The following is a 17,106-nucleotide window of genomic DNA, read 5'->3' as shown; positions in this document are numbered from 1 at the left end:
CACCGCTTGATCGAATCAGATCACAGGCATGACGAATTCAGCACAGACGGGGCCATGGAAATGTCCGCAGACGGAGGTGATCAGCGCTGCATCCTTGATCGGGTCCAACCCCGGATACGGCTGGCCGTTGTAGCTCCCGGTATAGGTCAGCACAGCCTCGATGCTGCCGCTGGCCTGATACAGACTACGCATCAGTTGGCACTCCTGATCCTTGCTGTCGGTTGTGCACAGCGCGTAGTGCAGCGCCAGTGCAGTGCCGAACTCCAGGGCGCTGCTGTCAATTCCGTGCTTTTTGGCCAGGTCGATACTGCGGAAAATCCGCTCGTTACGTTGCAGCTTGCGCAGCGGATCACGCCCCACTCGAGCGCAGGGGTCCTTGAAGGAAGTGTTGCAGCGCTGCAGAAAGGTTTTCGAAAACCCGGTCACGGCATCGGCCATATGCGGGTTTTCGGCCACCAGTGCCGGGCCGACTGCCTCGCCGATCAGGCGCTGCGCCAACTCGCTGACCCGTGGATCGCCCATGCCCTGCCCCAACCAGGAATACCCCAGCAGGCTGGCATACCAGGCAATGATTGCGTGGGGGCCGTTCCACAACAGGTTCTTGATTACCTGGGTCTGGGTGATGTCATCAACAGTCTTCACCTGGCGCAAGCGCTCAAGCAAATTACTGCAGCGCTGGGCATAAAGCGGCATGTCCGGCTCACTGTTGAACAGGATCAAATGCAACTGGCTCAAAGCGTTACTGGACTGGGCGAAAGGCCGAAAGCGGCTGATCAGACGCTCGTATTCCGGCACCGGGGTCCGTGGGGCTGCCGTAGGCACAACCGGTTCATCGCTCAAACTGTTCTGGAACATCTTCGACTTGATCCGCAACTGGCGCACCAGCGCTTCGTTGGACAGTTTGGAGACAATGCGGCTAACCACGGTCTCGACAAAATGGGTGTTGTCGAGAATCTTGCGCGACAGTTCAGGGGATACCAGCAGCTCCAGTTGCGCCTGCACATGTCGACGGACAAAGTCCGCGCCGCCGACTTTGTTCAGCACAATTAGAATCGTCAATTCACGACCACGGCGCTCGTAGCGACGGATCAGGCCCTTGGCAATAACCCCAGCTTGCTTGCGGATTGCCGTTTCAGGGAGGCTCAGCCCAATGATTTCTGCCACGTCGTACATGCGGATCACCGCTTCGGCGTCGTCCATGTCGATCATGTTCAGGTTTTCGATGGTCTGGTCGAAAGACGTGGCGCTGTAACGCACGCTGAAGCGGCCAAACGCCTGAATGGTTTCGCGCAGCATCCGTGAACGGGTCGCGGCGATAATCTCGCACGGTCGGGTGTAGCCATCCCAATGGGAGAAAATTTGCGTCAGGTAGCCGCCCCCCATCGCACCGAAACCATGAATCCCGGCACTGAATTGATTGAGGGTCGGCGGGAAGCTCTCGGTCAGCGCCGGGGTGCCCAGGTCAGGCATGCACTCGTTCAGGTCGCCCAAAAAGCCGTGCATGCTCAGGTACGCCTTGAGTGCCCCGGCCTTGACCTCGGGCGCCGGAGGCTTGATGTCTTCGATCAGGATCGGCTGCCCTTCGGCGCGTATGGCCGACAGCAGACCGTTTTGCGAGTCCTCGAGCATCAGGCAATGCTGTGGCAGACAATTGAGCGCGCTGGCCGCCTTGAGGAAGATTTCGGGATGGGGTTTGCCCTGGCTGACCTCATCACCGCACACCGTGACATCGAAATACTTGAGCACATTGGCATTGATCAAGTACTCCTCGGCGATAGCCCGGCGACTTGAAGTAGCCACGGCCATGGTCAGACCGTATTTGCGCAGGCGCTCCAGCACTTCGAGCAGGCCATCCTTGATCGGCACACCATGATCACGCACAAAAGCCAGTTCCAGCTCATCGGCGCGCAACCTGACCTGTGCGTAGGGGAAGTCCTGGCCATGGTTGGCCTTGGCCAGTTCCTCGGCTTTTTTGGCACTCAAACCCAGTGAGCCGATCAGGGTTTCTTCACTAAGCGGCGTACCGTAAATCTCTAGAGCTGCCTGCTTGAGGGTCTTGAACCGCAGGCGCTCGGTGTCGAACATGGTGCCGTCCATATCGAAGATGGCACTGAAAATTCGTTTGCCCTGAAAATAAATCATGAGTACAGCTCCTTGTAGCGCGAACGTCGATGGGGTCGCTCGCTGAAACGCTTCGGATCAAAAAGTGGTTTCAAATACAAAAACCGGGCAGCAGAACGCACCGTTAAAAGCGGGGCATGCGCGAGCCGGAAGGGCTAGTAGTCAGAAATGATCAGGCGGAGGGAAGTAACACAGGCGCCCATTGGCGCAACTGCCTGAGAAGCAGGGTCTCAGCAGAGGTAAAGCGAAGTGTGCAAGAAGGCGGGAAACAAACCCTGTGACTGCACTGAAGCAGCATTTGACGTGAGGCCCACAGCTTGCAATCAGGGATGCGAAGTGTGAGCCCAACTGGCGATTGATACGTGTGATTCCATCCATATGGCGTTGAAATTTCCTGTATTACGTTGAGTCGGCCTATTAGCTATACCCCATCCAAAGCCTCTAAATCAAGGTTTGCCCCACTACCAACCTGCTGGTTGCCAGGCCGTAGCCACTGCAACAGGATGCGATGGGCGGTGCACCAGCCCCGCTTTTGAAGGCCCTTTGGGCCTTGTCGCAGCCTGCGGCAGCGGCTACAGGACAGTTTCAGATTTCACTGTTCCAGATCACCGTGATATTGCCCTTGTATGTGCTACCCGAGTGCTCATCAATCATTGTTTTGACCTGATCTCGATCGACTTCGAAGTGCAACGTAGCATTGCCGTTATCCACGTACTGGCTGGGCGAAATCACCTCAGGGTTGGTACTTAATAGAAAGCGCTCGAGCGTTTGATTCGAGGCATTACGCAAGCCGCCGGGCAACGTTAATCGCGTAGCCACTGGGACAGTGTGGCCCGCAGCGTTCTTGATCGCGCACTGGTCATTCAATGCGTTATCACACTGCAGCGTTACACTGAACGGCGAGGATGCCCATATTTTGAAGCGCTGGTCGGCCCACAACTTTTCCGGACGTCGCCCCTTGTTCAACCATTGCTGCCAACCGCCTGCAGGGTTAAGGGTGACGGAACCGTAGCCAGCCGGAAACTGAAACTTGAGGGTATGTTCAACGGTCAGGGTGAAGTTCAAGGTGACACTGTCGTCGGTGGCGAGCAGATTATCGCCAAAGTCGAAATCCCCACCCGGGCCCACTGAGTAAGTCAGCGAACCCTCATAAGTTCCAGACTCCATTTTCAGCGGATCAGGGGTGGTCATCCGGTAAGACACGCTAGGATTGCTCAGTCTCAGGCTATCGATCTCATATGATGGGCTTTTGGCACAAATTTCTTCACGTGGTGTCCACCAGAAGTAATTGGCGAAGGTATGGGCGGCCCCCATAAAGCTACCAAGCGTACAGGGCATACTTGCAGCCGCCCCCCATGCACCCGCCCAAAGTCTATTTTGGCTATCATTTGCACCCAACCCCAGCATACCAATCATAACTCCAACATTGCTTGTATTGTGGGTCGCGCTAAAAGCTGTAATGGACAACTTGATCTCAACCGACTGCCCCCTCGAATTTGTTACTAGAACGATTCTGTCATTGGCCGGGACCTTGATCATTGCGCCCTCTCGAGGATTGGCATGCTTGGCGAGAATCGCGCGCTGCGTTCGCGCCTCAAATCGCAAGCTAATACTGAACAGATTACTCGCACGGCACAAAGTGGCGTAGATAGCACAAATACCAGAGTCAGCGGTTGTGTTTTTAAACTCGTTAATCTGCGGGTTGCTCGAATCAGGGGAGAAATGGGCAGAAATCGGGATCGTTACCGCCTGCACCGGGAGTGTTGCAAGCCCTGCCAAGAGCGCCAGACAACAACTTGCAAGTACACGCCCCCCGGAACGGGTTCTATCAGAAACTTTCATGATTTGATCTTTCATCCTGGTGCTCTTGTTGCCCTCAATCTGCTCAAACTTGCATATATCGCTGAGGGGAAGTGTAAATTCATTGAGTTGACGAGCGCCGTTAGCCACGCTGGATACAGCAAAGCAACATCTGCGGGTGATACAAAAACAAAATGATAAAAATGGCTTTAAACGCAAAATCCATACTGGAAGTCACGCACTTTAACTTACGTCAGCAAGCTATTTATGTAGGGATTTTCTCAATATTTAAACTAAAAAAACGCGCCTTAAAATCATCTGACCGCTACCCTGTGCGGACGGTTATGTATGATGCGCGCTTGAGAAACAGGCCTGGCCTCAAGCCTGCCCATCGTTCAGGAGCTTTGCATGAACATGCTTTACCGGACTTTCAACGAGGGAGAGTCCGCCCCGCGGTTCACGCTCAACCTGCTGACCCTTGGCCTGCTGCTGTCCAGCACAGTGCCTGTGGCCCACGCGGCCAACACCGAACTGCCCGCGACGTCCATTACCGCCGATGACACCGGCGGCTACCAGGCTGACAACGCCTGGGTCGGTGGCTTCGAGGCGGCGCCCCTGCTGGATACCCCTGCGGCGATTTCGGTGTTTACCGACACCCTGATCAAGGATCAACAAGCCCGGCTGCTCAGCGAGGTGTTGCGCAATGACGCTTCCGTGGGTGAAAGCTATGCGCCCATTGGTTATTACGAGAACTTCGTGGTGCGCGGTTTCTCGCTGAACTCGGCCAGCAGCTACAAGATCAACGGCCGCACCATCACCGGCGAGCAAAACGTCGGCCTGGAAAACAAACAGCAGGTGGAGTTGCTCAAGGGCCTGTCCGGCCTGCAAAGCGGCGTTTCCGAGCCCGGCGGCGTGGTGAACTACGTGACCAAACGGGCGGCCGATGTGCGTTCGGTCACCGTTTCGACCGACGACCGTGGCAGTGGCTACTTGGCCACCGATGTGGGTGGCTGGTTCGGCAGTGAGCAGCAGTTCGGGCTACGTGCCAACTTCGCCCATGAAGATCTCCACTCCTATGTAGAACACGCCAATGGCCAGCGCGATTTCGCGGCGGTGGCGTTTGACTGGAACATCAGCCCTGACGCGCTGCTGCAACTGGATGTGGAGTATCAAAACAAGGAGCAGCGTTCGGTGCCGGGCTATCAACTGCTCGGTGGCACCGAGTTGCCGCACCATGCCTCGCCGAAAAAACTGCTGGCGCACCAGAGCGGCTCCAGGCCGGTGACCATTGATTCGCTGAATATCAACGGCAACTTCGAATACCACTTCAGCGAAAACTGGAAAGGCAGCCTCAGCGCCTCGCGCAGCAAGGTGGTGATTGATGACTACAGCTCGTTTGCCTGGGGCTGTTACGGCTCAACCAGTTGCACCAGCACGGTGCCCAACTACTTCAGCCCCGAAGGCGGTTACGACATTTACGACTTCCAGAGCCCGGACGATACCCGGCGCAACGACGAAGTACAGGCCGCACTGAGTGGTCAGTTTGATACGGGGGGCATCGGCCATGAACTGACCGTCGGCAGCAGTGCATTCAGACGTGTGGTCGATCAGCGCGAGCTGGTCAACGAAATGATCGGCAGCGGCAATATCGACAGCGAACCGCAGGACTTTGCGCGCTACGACGGGCCGCTCCAAGACAGCTATCGCCGTCTGGACAGCCGCCAATACGGGGTATTTTTCAACGACCGCATCAGCTTTAACGAACAATGGCAGACCGTAATTGGCGGGCGTGAAGTGCGTCTGGATGAGCGTACCTTCGACGATCAGGGCGACACCACCCGCCATACCCAACGCTACGAGTTCCTGCCCCAGGCCGCACTGATCTACAAGCCGGTGCAAAACCTGTCGCTGTATACCCGCTACAGCAAGGGCTTGTCGCTGGGCGGCACAGCGCCGTGGTATGCCAGCAATGCCTTTGAAATCCTGGCCCCTAGCGTGTCGCGGCAGATCGAGGCTGGGGTCAAGTACGACTGGCGGCGCATCAGCCTGAGCGCCACGCTGTTCCAGATCCGTCAGGACTACCAGTACGCACGTCCCGATGCGACTCCGGGTGAGTTCACCTACGTGCAGCAGGGCGAGCAGAAAAACACCGGTCTGGAACTCGCCGCCAATGGTTGGGCCAGCGAGCGCCTGCAGATTGCAGCCAGTGTGGCGGCGATTCGCTCGCGGGTTACGGGTAGCGGCACCCCTGACTATGAAGGGCACCAAACCATCAATGTGCCAACCCTGCGTGCCAGCCTTTACGGCGATTACGCCCTGCCCTGGGTCGATGGGCTGGCGCTGCTGGGTGGCGTGCAATACAGCGGCAAAAAGTACGCCAGCCAGCAAGGTGGGGTACAGGCGGACGCCTACGCCATCTTCAATATCGGCAGCCGTTACAGCACCCGAATCGAGGGCTATGACACAGTGTTCCGGCTGAGCGTCGACAACCTGTTCGACAAGCGCTACTGGCGCGATGTGGGCGGATACATGGGTGACAACTATGCATTCCAGGGTGCTCCGCTGACGGCCAGGTTGAGTGCCTCGATCAACTTTTGAGGATTACAGTGAAGCAACCGTGGGAGCGAGCCTGCTCGCGAAGGTCTCACCAGGGCTCTTCGCGAGCAGGCTCGCTCCACATCAATAATGAGTTCATGCTTTTTTTAATTGATAGTACCCTAACAAAAAGCGCAGGCTAGAGGGCTCGGTTCGGCTTTCTATCATTCCGGATGATATTGATCTTCGCTGGGTTCGATTCGTGCGCCAGCTCGCGTGCCAGCATTATCCGCCCATCTCAATAGATTGGCGGACTCCCCCCATGGAACGGTCACTTAAACATTTGCGCTTCCCACTCGCGGCCTTGGCCATCGTGGTGATGAGCGCATGCGGTAAAACACCACAAGCGACTGCTCCTGCTTCCGCTGCAAAAGTCAGTGTGGCCAAGGTGCTGGAACAGCCGGTCAATGAATGGGACGAGTTCACAGGTCGCCTCGAAGCACCGGAAACCGTAGAAATTCGTCCACGCGTGTCGGGCCAGATTGATCAGGTCGCCTTTACCGAGGGCGCCCTGGTGAAAAAGGGCGACCTGCTGTTCCAGATTGATCCGCGCCCGTTCCAGGCTGAAGTACGTCGTCTTGAAGCCGAGGTGCAACAAGCACGCGCCAACGCTACCCGCAGTGAAAACGAAGCCCAGCGCGGCGAACGTCTGCGCCAAAGCAATGCCATCTCGGCTGAGCTGGCCGACTCGCGCAGCACAGCTTCCCAGGCTGCACGCGCCGGTGTCGCGGCGATCCAGGCACAGCTGGACCTGGCAAAACTCAACCTGAGCTTTACCCGCGTCACCTCGCCAATCAGTGGCCGCGTCAGCCGTGCCGAAATCACCGCAGGCAACATCGTCAGCGCGGATGTCACGCCGCTGACCAGCGTAGTGTCCACCGACAAGGTGTATGCCTACTTTGACGCAGACGAGCGTGTGTTCCTCAAGTACAGCCAGCTTGCCCGCCAGGGCCAACGCGGCCAGAGCACGCCGGTATACCTCGGTTTGTCCAATGAAGACGGCAACCCGCATCTGGGCCAGATGAATTTCGTCGATAACCAGGTCAACCCGAAAACCGGCACCATCCGTGGTCGCGCCGTGTTCGACAACACCGACGGCAGCTTCACTCCTGGGCTGTATGCGCGATTGAAGCTGGTCGGCAGCGGCACTTACTCCGCTGTGCTGATCAATGACGAAGCGGTCGGCACTGACCTGGGCAAAAAATTCGTGCTGGTGATGGGTGACGACAACAAGTCGGTGTACCGCGCCGTTGATCTTGGTCCGAAAATCGAAGGCCTGCGCATTGTTCGCAGCGGCCTGAACAAGGACGACACGATCATCGTCAAGGGCTTGCAGAAAGTGCGCCCTGGCTCACCGGTGACGCCTGAGGTGATCCCGATGGCCAACGAACAAACCCTCGCCGCACTGGCACAACAACGACAAGCCCTGGAAGCCAGCAACCTGTCACCTGCCAAGCCCGCCTCTGGCGCGCCGAAGCTGGCCAGCGTCGCGACTCCTCGCGGTTAAGGGACGAAAACACCGATGAATTTTTCCCAGTTCTTCATCCAGCGGCCGATTTTCGCCGCTGTGCTTTCACTGTTGATACTGATTGCGGGCGGCATTTCGCTGTTCCAATTACCTATCAGTGAATACCCGGAAGTGGTTCCACCTACCGTCGTGGTGCGCGCCAGCTTCCCGGGTGCCAACCCTAAAGTGATCGGCGAAACCGTCGCCGCGCCGTTGGAACAAGCCATTACCGGTGTTGAAAACATGTTGTATATGTCTTCGCAGTCCACCGCTGACGGCAAGATCACCCTGACCATCACCTTTGCCCTGGGCACTGACCTGGACAACGCTCAGGTGCAGGTGCAAAACCGCGTCACCCGGACCCAGCCCAAGCTGCCCGAAGAAGTGACGCGCATCGGTATCACGGTAGACAAGGCTTCGCCCGACCTGACCATGGTTGTGCACTTGACCTCCCCGGACCAGCGCTACGACATGCTGTACCTGTCCAACTACGCCATCCTCAATATCAAGGATGAGCTGGCACGGCTGAACGGCATCGGCGATGTGCAACTGTTCGGCATGGGTGACTACTCGTTGCGGGTGTGGCTCGATCCAAACAAGACCGCATCGCGCAACCTGACCGCTACCGATGTGGTCAACGCCATCCGCGAGCAAAACCGCCAGGTGGCTGCCGGTGCGCTGGGCGCCCCCCCTGCCCCCAACGCAACCAGCTTCCAGCTGTCGGTTAACACCCAGGGCCGACTGGTCAGTGAGGAAGAGTTCGAAAACATCATTATTCGCTCCGGCGATGATGGCCAGATCACTCGCCTCAAAGACATAGCCCGGGTTGAACTGGGCTCCAGCCAGTACGCCCTGCGTTCCTTGCTGAACAACCAACCGGCGGTGGCGATACCGATCTTCCAGCGCCCGGGCTCCAATGCGATCCAGATATCCAATGACGTTCGCGCCAAGATGGCCGAACTGAAACAGAACTTCCCGGAAGGCATGGACTTCGACATCGTGTATGACCCAACAATCTTCGTTCGCGGTTCGATCGAAGCGGTAGTCCATACCCTGTTTGAAGCACTGATTCTGGTAGTACTGGTTGTTATCCTGTTCCTGCAAACTTGGCGCGCCTCGATTATTCCGTTGGTGGCAGTGCCCGTATCGCTGATCGGTACGTTTGCTGTGATGCATATGTTCGGCTTTTCGCTCAACGCCCTGTCGCTGTTCGGGCTGGTGCTGGCCATCGGTATCGTGGTCGACGATGCCATTGTGGTGGTGGAGAACGTCGAGCGGAATATCGAACTGGGGCTCAACCCGGTGGACGCCACCAAGCGGGCCATGCGTGAAGTGACCGGCCCGATCATCGCCACCGCCCTGGTACTGTGTGCGGTGTTTATCCCGGCTGCATTTATCTCGGGCCTGACCGGACAGTTCTATAAGCAGTTCGCTCTGACCATCGCGATTTCGACGGTGATCTCGGCTTTCAACTCGCTGACCTTGTCCCCTGCCCTGGCCGCTGTACTGCTCAAGGGTCATAACGCACCGAAAGACCGCTTCACCCGTGTACTTGATCGACTGTTCGGGAGCTGGCTGTTCGGTCCGTTCAACCGCTTCTTCGTCAAGGCCAGTAATGGCTACGTCGGCACCGTGCGCCGGATTATTCGTGGCAGCGGGATCGCAATGCTGGTGTATGCAGGTTTGATGGTGTTGACCTGGGCCGGTTTTGCCCACACCCCGACCGGTTTTGTACCGCCGCAAGACAAGCAATATCTGGTGGCCTTTGCTCAACTGCCAGACGCCGCGAGCCTGGATCGTAGCGAAGAGGTGATCAAACGCATGTCGGAGCTGGCCCTCAAGCAGCCCGGTGTTGCCAACTCGATCGCCTTCCCCGGCCTGTCGATCAATGGTTTCACCAACAGCCCGAACAGCGGCATCGTGTTTGTCGCGCTCAAGGACTTCGATCAACGCAAGGACCCAAGCCAGTCAGCCGCAGCTATTGCCGCCACGCTGAATGCAGAGTTTGCGGATATCCAGGAAGCCTATATCGCGATCTTCCCGCCACCACCAGTACAAGGGCTGGGCACCATTGGCGGCTTTCGCCTGCAAGTCGAGGACCGCGCTGGCCTGGGCTATGACGAACTGTACAAGGAAGTGCAGAACGTAATTACCAAGAGCCATAGCGTGCCGGAACTGGCCGGGTTGTTCACCAGCTATCAGGTCAACGTTCCGCAAGTCGATGCTGCCATCGACCGCGAAAAAGCCAAGACTCATGGCGTTGCCATCAGCGACATCTTCGACACCCTGCAGATCTATCTGGGCTCGCTGTATGCCAACGATTTCAACCGCTTCGGTCGCACTTATCAGGTCAACGTACAAGCCGAGCAGCAGTTCCGTCTGGAGCCCGAGCAGATTGGCCAACTGAAAGTGCGCAACAACAAGGGCGAAATGATCCCGCTGGCGACCTTCATCAAGATCAGCGACACCGCAGGCCCGGATCGCGTCATGCACTACAACGGTTTTGTCACCGCAGAAATCAACGGCGCAGCGGCACCGGGCTACAGCTCGGGTCAAGCTGAAGCGGCGATGGAGAAACTGCTCAAGGAAGAACTGCCTAACGGCATGACCTTCGAATGGACTGAGCTGACCTATCAGCAAATCCTTTCAGGCAATACCGCCCTGTTCGTGTTCCCGCTCTGCGTACTGCTGGCGTTCCTGGTACTGGCCGCCCAATACGAAAGCTGGAGCCTGCCGCTGGCGGTGATCCTGATCGTACCGATGACGCTGCTATCAGCGATTACCGGGGTGATTCTGTCGGGAGGCGACAACAACATCTTCACCCAGATCGGATTGATCGTACTGGTGGGGTTGGCGTGCAAGAACGCGATTTTGATTGTCGAGTTTGCCAAGGACAAGCAGGAAGAAGGCATGAACCCGCTGGATGCGGTACTGGAAGCCTGCCGCCTGCGTCTGCGGCCGATCCTGATGACGTCGTTCGCCTTCATCATGGGTGTGGTGCCTCTGGTGCTCTCCAGCGGCGCCGGTGCAGAAATGCGTCACGCCATGGGTGTAGCGGTGTTCTCCGGGATGCTCGGGGTGACCTTCTTCGGTCTGCTGCTGACGCCGGTGTTCTACGTCTTGATCCGCCGTTATGTGGAGCGCAGTGAAGCGCGCAAAGCCGCCAAACACCTCAAGCTGGAGTCGCAACAATGAGCGTGAGAGTATTCCTGCCAAGCCTGTTGGTACTGGCTTTGAGCGCCTGCGCCGTTGGCCCGGACTACAAAACCCCGGCGACAGAACCTGCACATATCAGTGCCGACAACCTCAAGGGTTTTGACCGAGCGCATTTTGAAGGGATCTGGTGGCAGCAGTTTGATGACCCGACCCTCAACCAGTTGGTGACTCAGTCACTGGCTGGCAACCGCGAGCTGCGCGTGGCATTTGCCCGCCTGCGCGCGGCCCGGGCGATCCGTGATGACGTCAGCAATGACGCCATGCCGACCATCACCAGCCGAGTCAGCAGCGATGTCGGCAAGGGCCAGATTCCAGGGACCACCGAGAAGCGCGTCAACAGTGAGCGCTATGACCTGGGCCTGGACATGGCCTGGGAAATCGATCTGTTTGGCCGCATCCAGCGTGAGCTGGAGGCCAGCGACGCCGACGAACAAGGGGCTGCAGCCGATTTGTATCAGTTGCAAGTGACCATGATTGCCGAGCTGGTGGACGCCTACGGTGAGTTGCGCGGTGCACAACTGCGCGAGCGTATTGCCCTGGCCAACCTGAAAAACCAGCAAGATTCCAAGGCCATTACCGAAAGCCTGCGTGACGCAGGCGTTGGTGACGAACTGGACGTGATGCGCGCTGATGCTCGCTTGGCGGCGGTTGAGGCAAGTGTGCCGCAATTGCAGGCCGAACAAGTACGCGAACGCAATCGTATCGCCACCTTGCTGGGCCAACGCCCTGAGCAGCTCAGCGTTGACCTGAGCCCGGCGCAGCTGCCGGCGATTGCCAAAGCCTTGAACATCGGCAACCCAGGTGACCTGCTGCAGCGCCGACCCGACATCATGAGTGCCGAGCGCAAGCTGGCCGCGGCCACTGCCCGGATAGGGGTGGCCAAGGCCGACTTGTTCCCTCGGGTCAGCTTGAGCGGCTTCCTCGGTTTTACCGCCGGGCGTGGTTCGCAAATCGGTTCGGCTGCGGCCAATGCTTGGGCCCTCGGCCCGCGCATTACCTGGCCAGCGTTTGATCTGGGCAGCGTGCGTGCACGCCTGCGCGGTGCCGACGCAGAAGCCGATGGCGCCCTGGCCAGTTATGAACAGCAAGTGCTGTTGGCACTGGAAGAGTCAGAAAACGCTTTTAGTGATTACGGCAAACGCCAGCAGCGTTTGGTGTCGCTGATTCGTCAAAGCGAATCCAGCCGAACTGCCGCTGACCTGGCTGCTATCCGCTACCGCGAAGGCACAGTGGACTTTCTGGTCCTGCTCGACGCCCAGCGCGAGCGTCTGGCGGCTGAAGACAGCCAGGCCCAGGCCGAGGTTGAGCTGTATCGCGGCGTAGTGGCCATCTACAAAGCGCTGGGTGGCGGCTGGCAAGCCGAGACCTTCGCAAGCGCGCACTGATTCAACGAGCTCCTTTGGTTGGCCGCAACCAACCATTTTTTAGCCCCGCGCTCATTCGGTCGCGGGGCTTTTTTTATCCGCCAGTGTCGCCAGGCTGCGGCGCCGGTCGTAGCCTCGCCTCGCTCTTCAACGGCTACAGCGTTTGACTCAAGCCCTCTACTGTCCCAATCTTGCACCTCATACGCTCGCCTGTTTCTGGATATTGGATGACCCAGCCACGCCGCTACCTCGTCATCAGCCTTCTGTCCGCGGTTATTGCTGCGGGTCTTTGGTATTCGATGCGCCCTGCTCCGACTGTCCCGACGCCCACTCTGAGCCAACGTTATTCCATCGCACTGGATATGGCCCAAAACGGTAAGCCCGGTGCCGCTCGCGTGCTCTATCAGCAACTGGCGCGCAACGACTTGACCGATGCGCGCCGCGTCAAACTGCATGCCGAGTTGCCTAACTACCCAAGCCCACAGGCGCTGAAGTTGGCCGACGCCGATTTGCACAGCACCTCACCACTGGTGCGCACGGCTGCGATCCAGAGCATTGTCGGGCTGGTACCCAACGCCCAGCGCACGCTGCTGCTGGGGCCGCTATTGGATGATCCGGAGCAGACTGTGCGTTTTGCTGCGGCCAATGCCCTGCTCGGGTTGTCCCCGGATGAACAGGGGCTGTACTTCGGCCCGTTGCAGCAAGTAATCGACGAGTTCGAGCGCGACCTCAAGACCCGTCCCGACGACCCGCAAGCTCAGGGTCAGCTTGCCCGGCTGTACCTGCACGAAGGGCAACTGGATAACGCCCAGGCTGCACTGGAGCAAATGACCCGCCTGGCCCCGGACGACATCAAGGCCGTGGCCGCGCAGATTGACCTGCTGGATAAGCGCGGCCAAGCGGAGCAAGCGCGCCAATTATTGGCCAGCCAACTTGAGGCACATCCTGACTCGGCTTACTTGCAACATACGCTGGGAATCTGGCTGCTCAATCACGGCCAGACCGAGTACGCCCTGCTCGGTCTAGCCAAGGCCGTGGAGCTGGAGCCTGACAACAGTGATTACCGCTACAAGCTGGCCACCGCCCTGCATGACCTCGACCAACTGGAAGCTGCGCAACGCCAGCTCGAAGAGCTGCTGCAACGCCAGCCTGCCAATCGCAAGGCACGGGTGTTGTTGATCGGCTACTGGAAAGAAGCCGGGCAATTGCAGAACGTGCAGGTGTTGCTCGCGCAACTGGAGCAGCAGAACCCGGATGATCCGGCGTTGCAGCAGGGGCTTTGAAACACCTGATTACGTAGCAGCTGCCGAAGGAACGAGGCTGCGTTCGGCGGCGTAGCCGTCGTAAAATCGAGCAACACGGTAATCTGGTACTCCCCGATTGCCGGGATTGCGAGCGCTGCGCACTCGAACGCAGCCTCGTTCCTTCGGCAGCTGCTACAAGTTTGGGTCAGGCCAGCAGTTTCTGGATTTGGGCCTGCAGCGTGTCGAGGTCGAACGGCTTGGCCAGAATCGGCGCCGTCAGGGTAATCGGGCTGCCCGTGTCACGGATTTCTGCCGGGTAACCACTGATAAAGATGACTTTCAAATCAGGTCGCAACTTCAGCGCAGGCTCGGCGATCTGTACCCCCGAAATACCTCCCGGCAGGCGAAAGTCGGTGACCATAAGATCCAGGTGCGGCTTGCTGGCCAATATTTCGAAGGCCTGCTCACCGTTTTCAGCCTGCAATACCCGATAGCCCTCGCCGGACAAGTAGGCACTAAGGACCATCAGGATCGAGGGATCGTCTTCGACAATCAAAACAACATCTTGCGCATCTTCACTCATGGGGAACCTTAATTCATGCAGTCGCTGCCCAGTAAGACTCCGGGCATGGTCACAGGTTGCATCGAGTTTATGTCTTTTGTACCAGCGGCAGGCAAACCCTGAACAAGGCACCCTCGCCCAATGCACTCTGTACGCTGATTGTACCGCTGTGGGCGGCGACTATCTGCTCCGAAATAAACAGGCCCAAACCCAGCCCCGCGATGACATGGCTGGATGAAACCCGTTCAAACTGCTGAAAAACCCGCTGCTGGTTTTCTTCGCTGATGCCAATGCCTTGGTCGCGCACGTCGACCACCGCCTGGCCACTTTCGATATAAACAGACACATCAATGGGCTTTTTTGCGCCATAGCGCAAGGCGTTGGTCAGCAGGTTGGAAATCACCTGCTCGATTCTGAACTCATCCCACTGCCCCACCACTGGCTGCTCTGCCGTGAAGTTGACACTCGACTGCGCCGCGCTGATCTGCGCCGAGAAGCTTTCCAGTAGCTGCGCGACGGTTTGGGCCAAATCGAACTGGCCAGGGCGGATAGACAGCTTGCCGGTGCGGATCCGCGATACGTCGAGCATGTCTTCGATCAGGCGGATCAGGCTCTGGATCTGGCGCTCATCACGCTCGACCATGGCCTGCATCTTGTCCATGGTGAACGCCGCCGCGTTATCGCGGGCCAGGTGCATCTTGCGCAGTTGGGTTTCCAGGATCAGGCCGTTTAGCGGGGTGCGCACCTCATGGGAGACGATCGACATAAAGTCATCGCGCATGCGTACCGCATGTTCCAGTTCAACCTGGGTCAATTGCAACTGTGCCAGCAAAGTTTCCTGCTCGCGACGGCTCTGTTCCAAGGCTTCGACCTGCTGCTTCATGGCCTTGCTCTGGCGATACAGCTCGACAAATACATTGACCTTGCTTTTGACCGCATGGATATCCAGCGGTTTGTGCAAAAAGTCGACCGCGCCGCTTTCGTAGCCCTTGAAGGCATAGTTCATTTCGCGCCCGGCGGCGCTGACAAACACGATCGGGATGTTTTTGGTCTTGGCCGTGCCACGCATCAACTCGGCCAGTTCAAAACCGTTCATGCCGGGCATTTGCACATCAAGAATGGCCATTGCGAACTCATGCTGCAGCAGCAACGACAACGCCTCATCCGCAGACAGGGCCTTGTATACGATGCGGTCCTCGCGCTTGATCAACGCTTCGAGCGCCAGCAGGTTTTCCGGCAGATCATCGACGATCAGCAGTTTGGCTTGAATATCACTTAGTAGCATGCGTTATGTTCCAGCTCGACGAGCAGACGGCCAATGCCGCGCAAGGGAAGAATGCAGTCCGGTTGGCACAGATCCAGTGCCGCTCGCGGCATGGTCGAAACCTGAGCTTCGTCAGGGTCCTGGATGATCGTCAAACCGCCCAATTCCTTGACCAGGCTCATTCCCCGCGCACCATCCTGGTTGGCGCCCGTCAGTAATACCGCAGCCAAACGCTGTTGATACACGTCGGCTGCGGATTCAAAAAGGTAATCAATGGCAGGTCGTGAGTAATGCACGCGCTCCTCCTGACTCAAGGAAAAACTGTGATCATGCTCGATCGACAGGTGATACCCAGGGGCTGCAAAGTACAAGGTGCCCGGCTCGATTGGCTGTTTGTCCTGAGCCTCCCTGACCGGTACTGGCAAGCGCCGGGCAAACACCTCGGCCACTTGGCTGCGACGCTCGTCAGGCAAATGCAGGACCACAATGATCGGCAGGCGAAAACCGGGTTTGAGGTCGGCGAAAATCGTCAGCAAGGCTTCGACGCCGCCCGCAGAAGCCCCGATCACCACCGCTTCGACAGGTCCCTGGTTAGCCCAGTAGCTGTTTTGGACAGTCATAGCTTGCGATAGATCCGTTCTTGTTTGAGCACGGATGTGAATTGCTTGCTGTAGTCCGAAAAATCCAGGGTTTCCTTGCTGCCAAGCATCAAGAAGCCGCGATGGCAGAGCGACTCCTCGAACAGCCCAAAGGCTCTGTTTTGAAGATTTTTATTGAAGTAAATCAATACGTTACGGCATGAAATTAAATTGGTTTCCGAGAACACACTATCGGTCGCCAGGCTGTGATCAGCGAACGTCACGTTCTCGCGCAACGTCTTGTCAAAAATCGCGTAGTCATAGGCGGCGGTGTAGTAATCGGCAAACGAGCGCTGACCACCGGCCTTTTGGTAGTTGTGGGTATAAGCTCGAATGTTCTCCAGGGAAAAAATCCCCTGCTTGGCTTTTTCCAGGGACCGCGGATTGATATCGGTTGCGTAGATAATGGTGCGGTCCAGCAGGCCTTCCTCACGCAGCAGGATGGCCATCGAGTACACCTCCTCGCCGGTGCTGCAACCCGCAATCCAGATTTTCAGCGACGGGTAGGTCTTGAGGATCGGCACCACCTCCTGGCGAATTGCCAGGAAATGCTCCGGGTCGCGAAACATCTCGCTCACGGGAATGGTCAGGAACTGCAGCAACTGCATAAAGGCCGTAGGGTCATGCAGGATGCGCTCCTGCAGGGCCGAAATGGTGTTGCAGTCGAACTGACGCAATGCGTGATTGACCCGACGCTTGATCGAAGCGCCGGAGTAATCGCGAAAGTCATAACTGTATTTGAGATAGATCGCTTCGATCAGCAGCCTTAACTCAATATCGGTGTTTCGATGCACT

Annotated in this window: 11 protein-coding genes; 5 read left to right on the top strand and 6 right to left on the bottom strand. The window is 57.7% G+C overall.

The window, feature by feature from the left end:
* Positions 1-15: 15 nt before the first annotated feature.
* The gene (gene mtlD / locus V6L79_RS14575) at positions 16-2,142 is read right to left on the bottom strand and encodes a bifunctional mannitol-1-phosphate dehydrogenase/phosphatase (protein ID WP_338579043.1); all 2,127 of its coding nucleotides are present in this window, start codon (positions 2,140-2,142) and stop codon (positions 16-18) included.
* A 564-nt stretch (positions 2,143-2,706) separates the two neighbouring features.
* Entirely contained in the window at positions 2,707-3,978 is a 1,272-nt protein-coding gene (locus V6L79_RS14570; protein WP_338579042.1) for a hypothetical protein, read from the bottom strand.
* A 351-nt stretch (positions 3,979-4,329) separates the two neighbouring features.
* Between V6L79_RS14570 and V6L79_RS14565 the strand changes: the two genes are divergently transcribed.
* The 5 genes from V6L79_RS14565 to V6L79_RS14545 all read left to right on the top strand — a co-directional run bounded on the left by V6L79_RS14565 (position 4,330) and on the right by V6L79_RS14545 (position 13,886).
* Positions 4,330-6,519, top strand: coding sequence for a TonB-dependent siderophore receptor (locus V6L79_RS14565; protein WP_261742189.1), 2,190 nt, complete (start codon positions 4,330-4,332; stop codon positions 6,517-6,519).
* Positions 6,520-6,778: 259 nt separating this feature from the next.
* Positions 6,779-8,023, top strand: coding sequence for a multidrug efflux RND transporter periplasmic adaptor subunit MexE (mexE, locus tag V6L79_RS14560; RefSeq protein WP_261742188.1), 1,245 nt, complete (start codon positions 6,779-6,781; stop codon positions 8,021-8,023).
* A 15-nt stretch (positions 8,024-8,038) separates the two neighbouring features.
* Positions 8,039-11,218: an efflux RND transporter permease subunit gene (locus V6L79_RS14555; RefSeq protein ID WP_338579041.1), complete on the top strand. Its 3,180-nt coding sequence runs from the start codon at positions 8,039-8,041 to the stop codon at positions 11,216-11,218.
* A complete protein-coding gene (locus tag V6L79_RS14550; RefSeq protein WP_338579040.1) occupies positions 11,215-12,624 on the top strand; it encodes a TolC family protein in 1,410 nt (469 codons plus the stop codon). The genes V6L79_RS14555 and V6L79_RS14550 overlap by 4 nt, the downstream gene beginning before the upstream one ends.
* Before the next feature lie 206 nt (positions 12,625-12,830).
* Positions 12,831-13,886 carry a lipopolysaccharide assembly protein LapB gene (locus V6L79_RS14545; RefSeq protein WP_261742185.1) on the top strand — a complete coding sequence of 352 codons (1,056 nt, stop codon included), beginning with the start codon at positions 12,831-12,833 and terminating at the stop codon, positions 13,884-13,886.
* Between the two features lie 166 nt (positions 13,887-14,052).
* On the opposite strand, the gene V6L79_RS14540 is transcribed toward V6L79_RS14545, so the two are convergent.
* The 4 genes from V6L79_RS14540 to V6L79_RS14525 all read right to left on the bottom strand — a co-directional run bounded on the left by V6L79_RS14540 (position 14,053) and on the right by V6L79_RS14525 (position 17,105).
* Positions 14,053-14,430, bottom strand: a complete 378-nt coding sequence (locus V6L79_RS14540; protein WP_095000393.1) for a response regulator — start codon at positions 14,428-14,430, stop codon at positions 14,053-14,055.
* A gap of 67 nt (positions 14,431-14,497) precedes the next feature.
* Positions 14,498-15,694, bottom strand: a complete 1,197-nt coding sequence (locus V6L79_RS14535; protein WP_261742184.1) for a hybrid sensor histidine kinase/response regulator — start codon at positions 15,692-15,694, stop codon at positions 14,498-14,500.
* The gene (locus V6L79_RS14530; protein ID WP_261742183.1) at positions 15,685-16,293 is read right to left on the bottom strand and encodes a chemotaxis protein CheB; all 609 of its coding nucleotides are present in this window, start codon (positions 16,291-16,293) and stop codon (positions 15,685-15,687) included. The genes V6L79_RS14535 and V6L79_RS14530 overlap by 10 nt, the downstream gene beginning before the upstream one ends.
* Positions 16,290-17,105 (bottom strand): protein-glutamate O-methyltransferase CheR, encoded by an 816-nt coding sequence (locus tag V6L79_RS14525; RefSeq protein WP_261742182.1) that lies wholly within the window; start codon positions 17,103-17,105, stop codon positions 16,290-16,292. The genes V6L79_RS14530 and V6L79_RS14525 overlap by 4 nt, the downstream gene beginning before the upstream one ends.
* Position 17,106 lies beyond the last annotated feature (1 nt).

This window comes from Pseudomonas sp. ML2-2023-6, assembly GCF_037055265.1.
GTDB lineage: Bacteria > Pseudomonadota > Gammaproteobacteria > Pseudomonadales > Pseudomonadaceae > Aquipseudomonas > Aquipseudomonas kulmbachensis.
The sequence above is the reverse complement of the archived record's forward strand: the minus strand, read 5'-3'. Positions and strand labels throughout refer to the sequence as shown.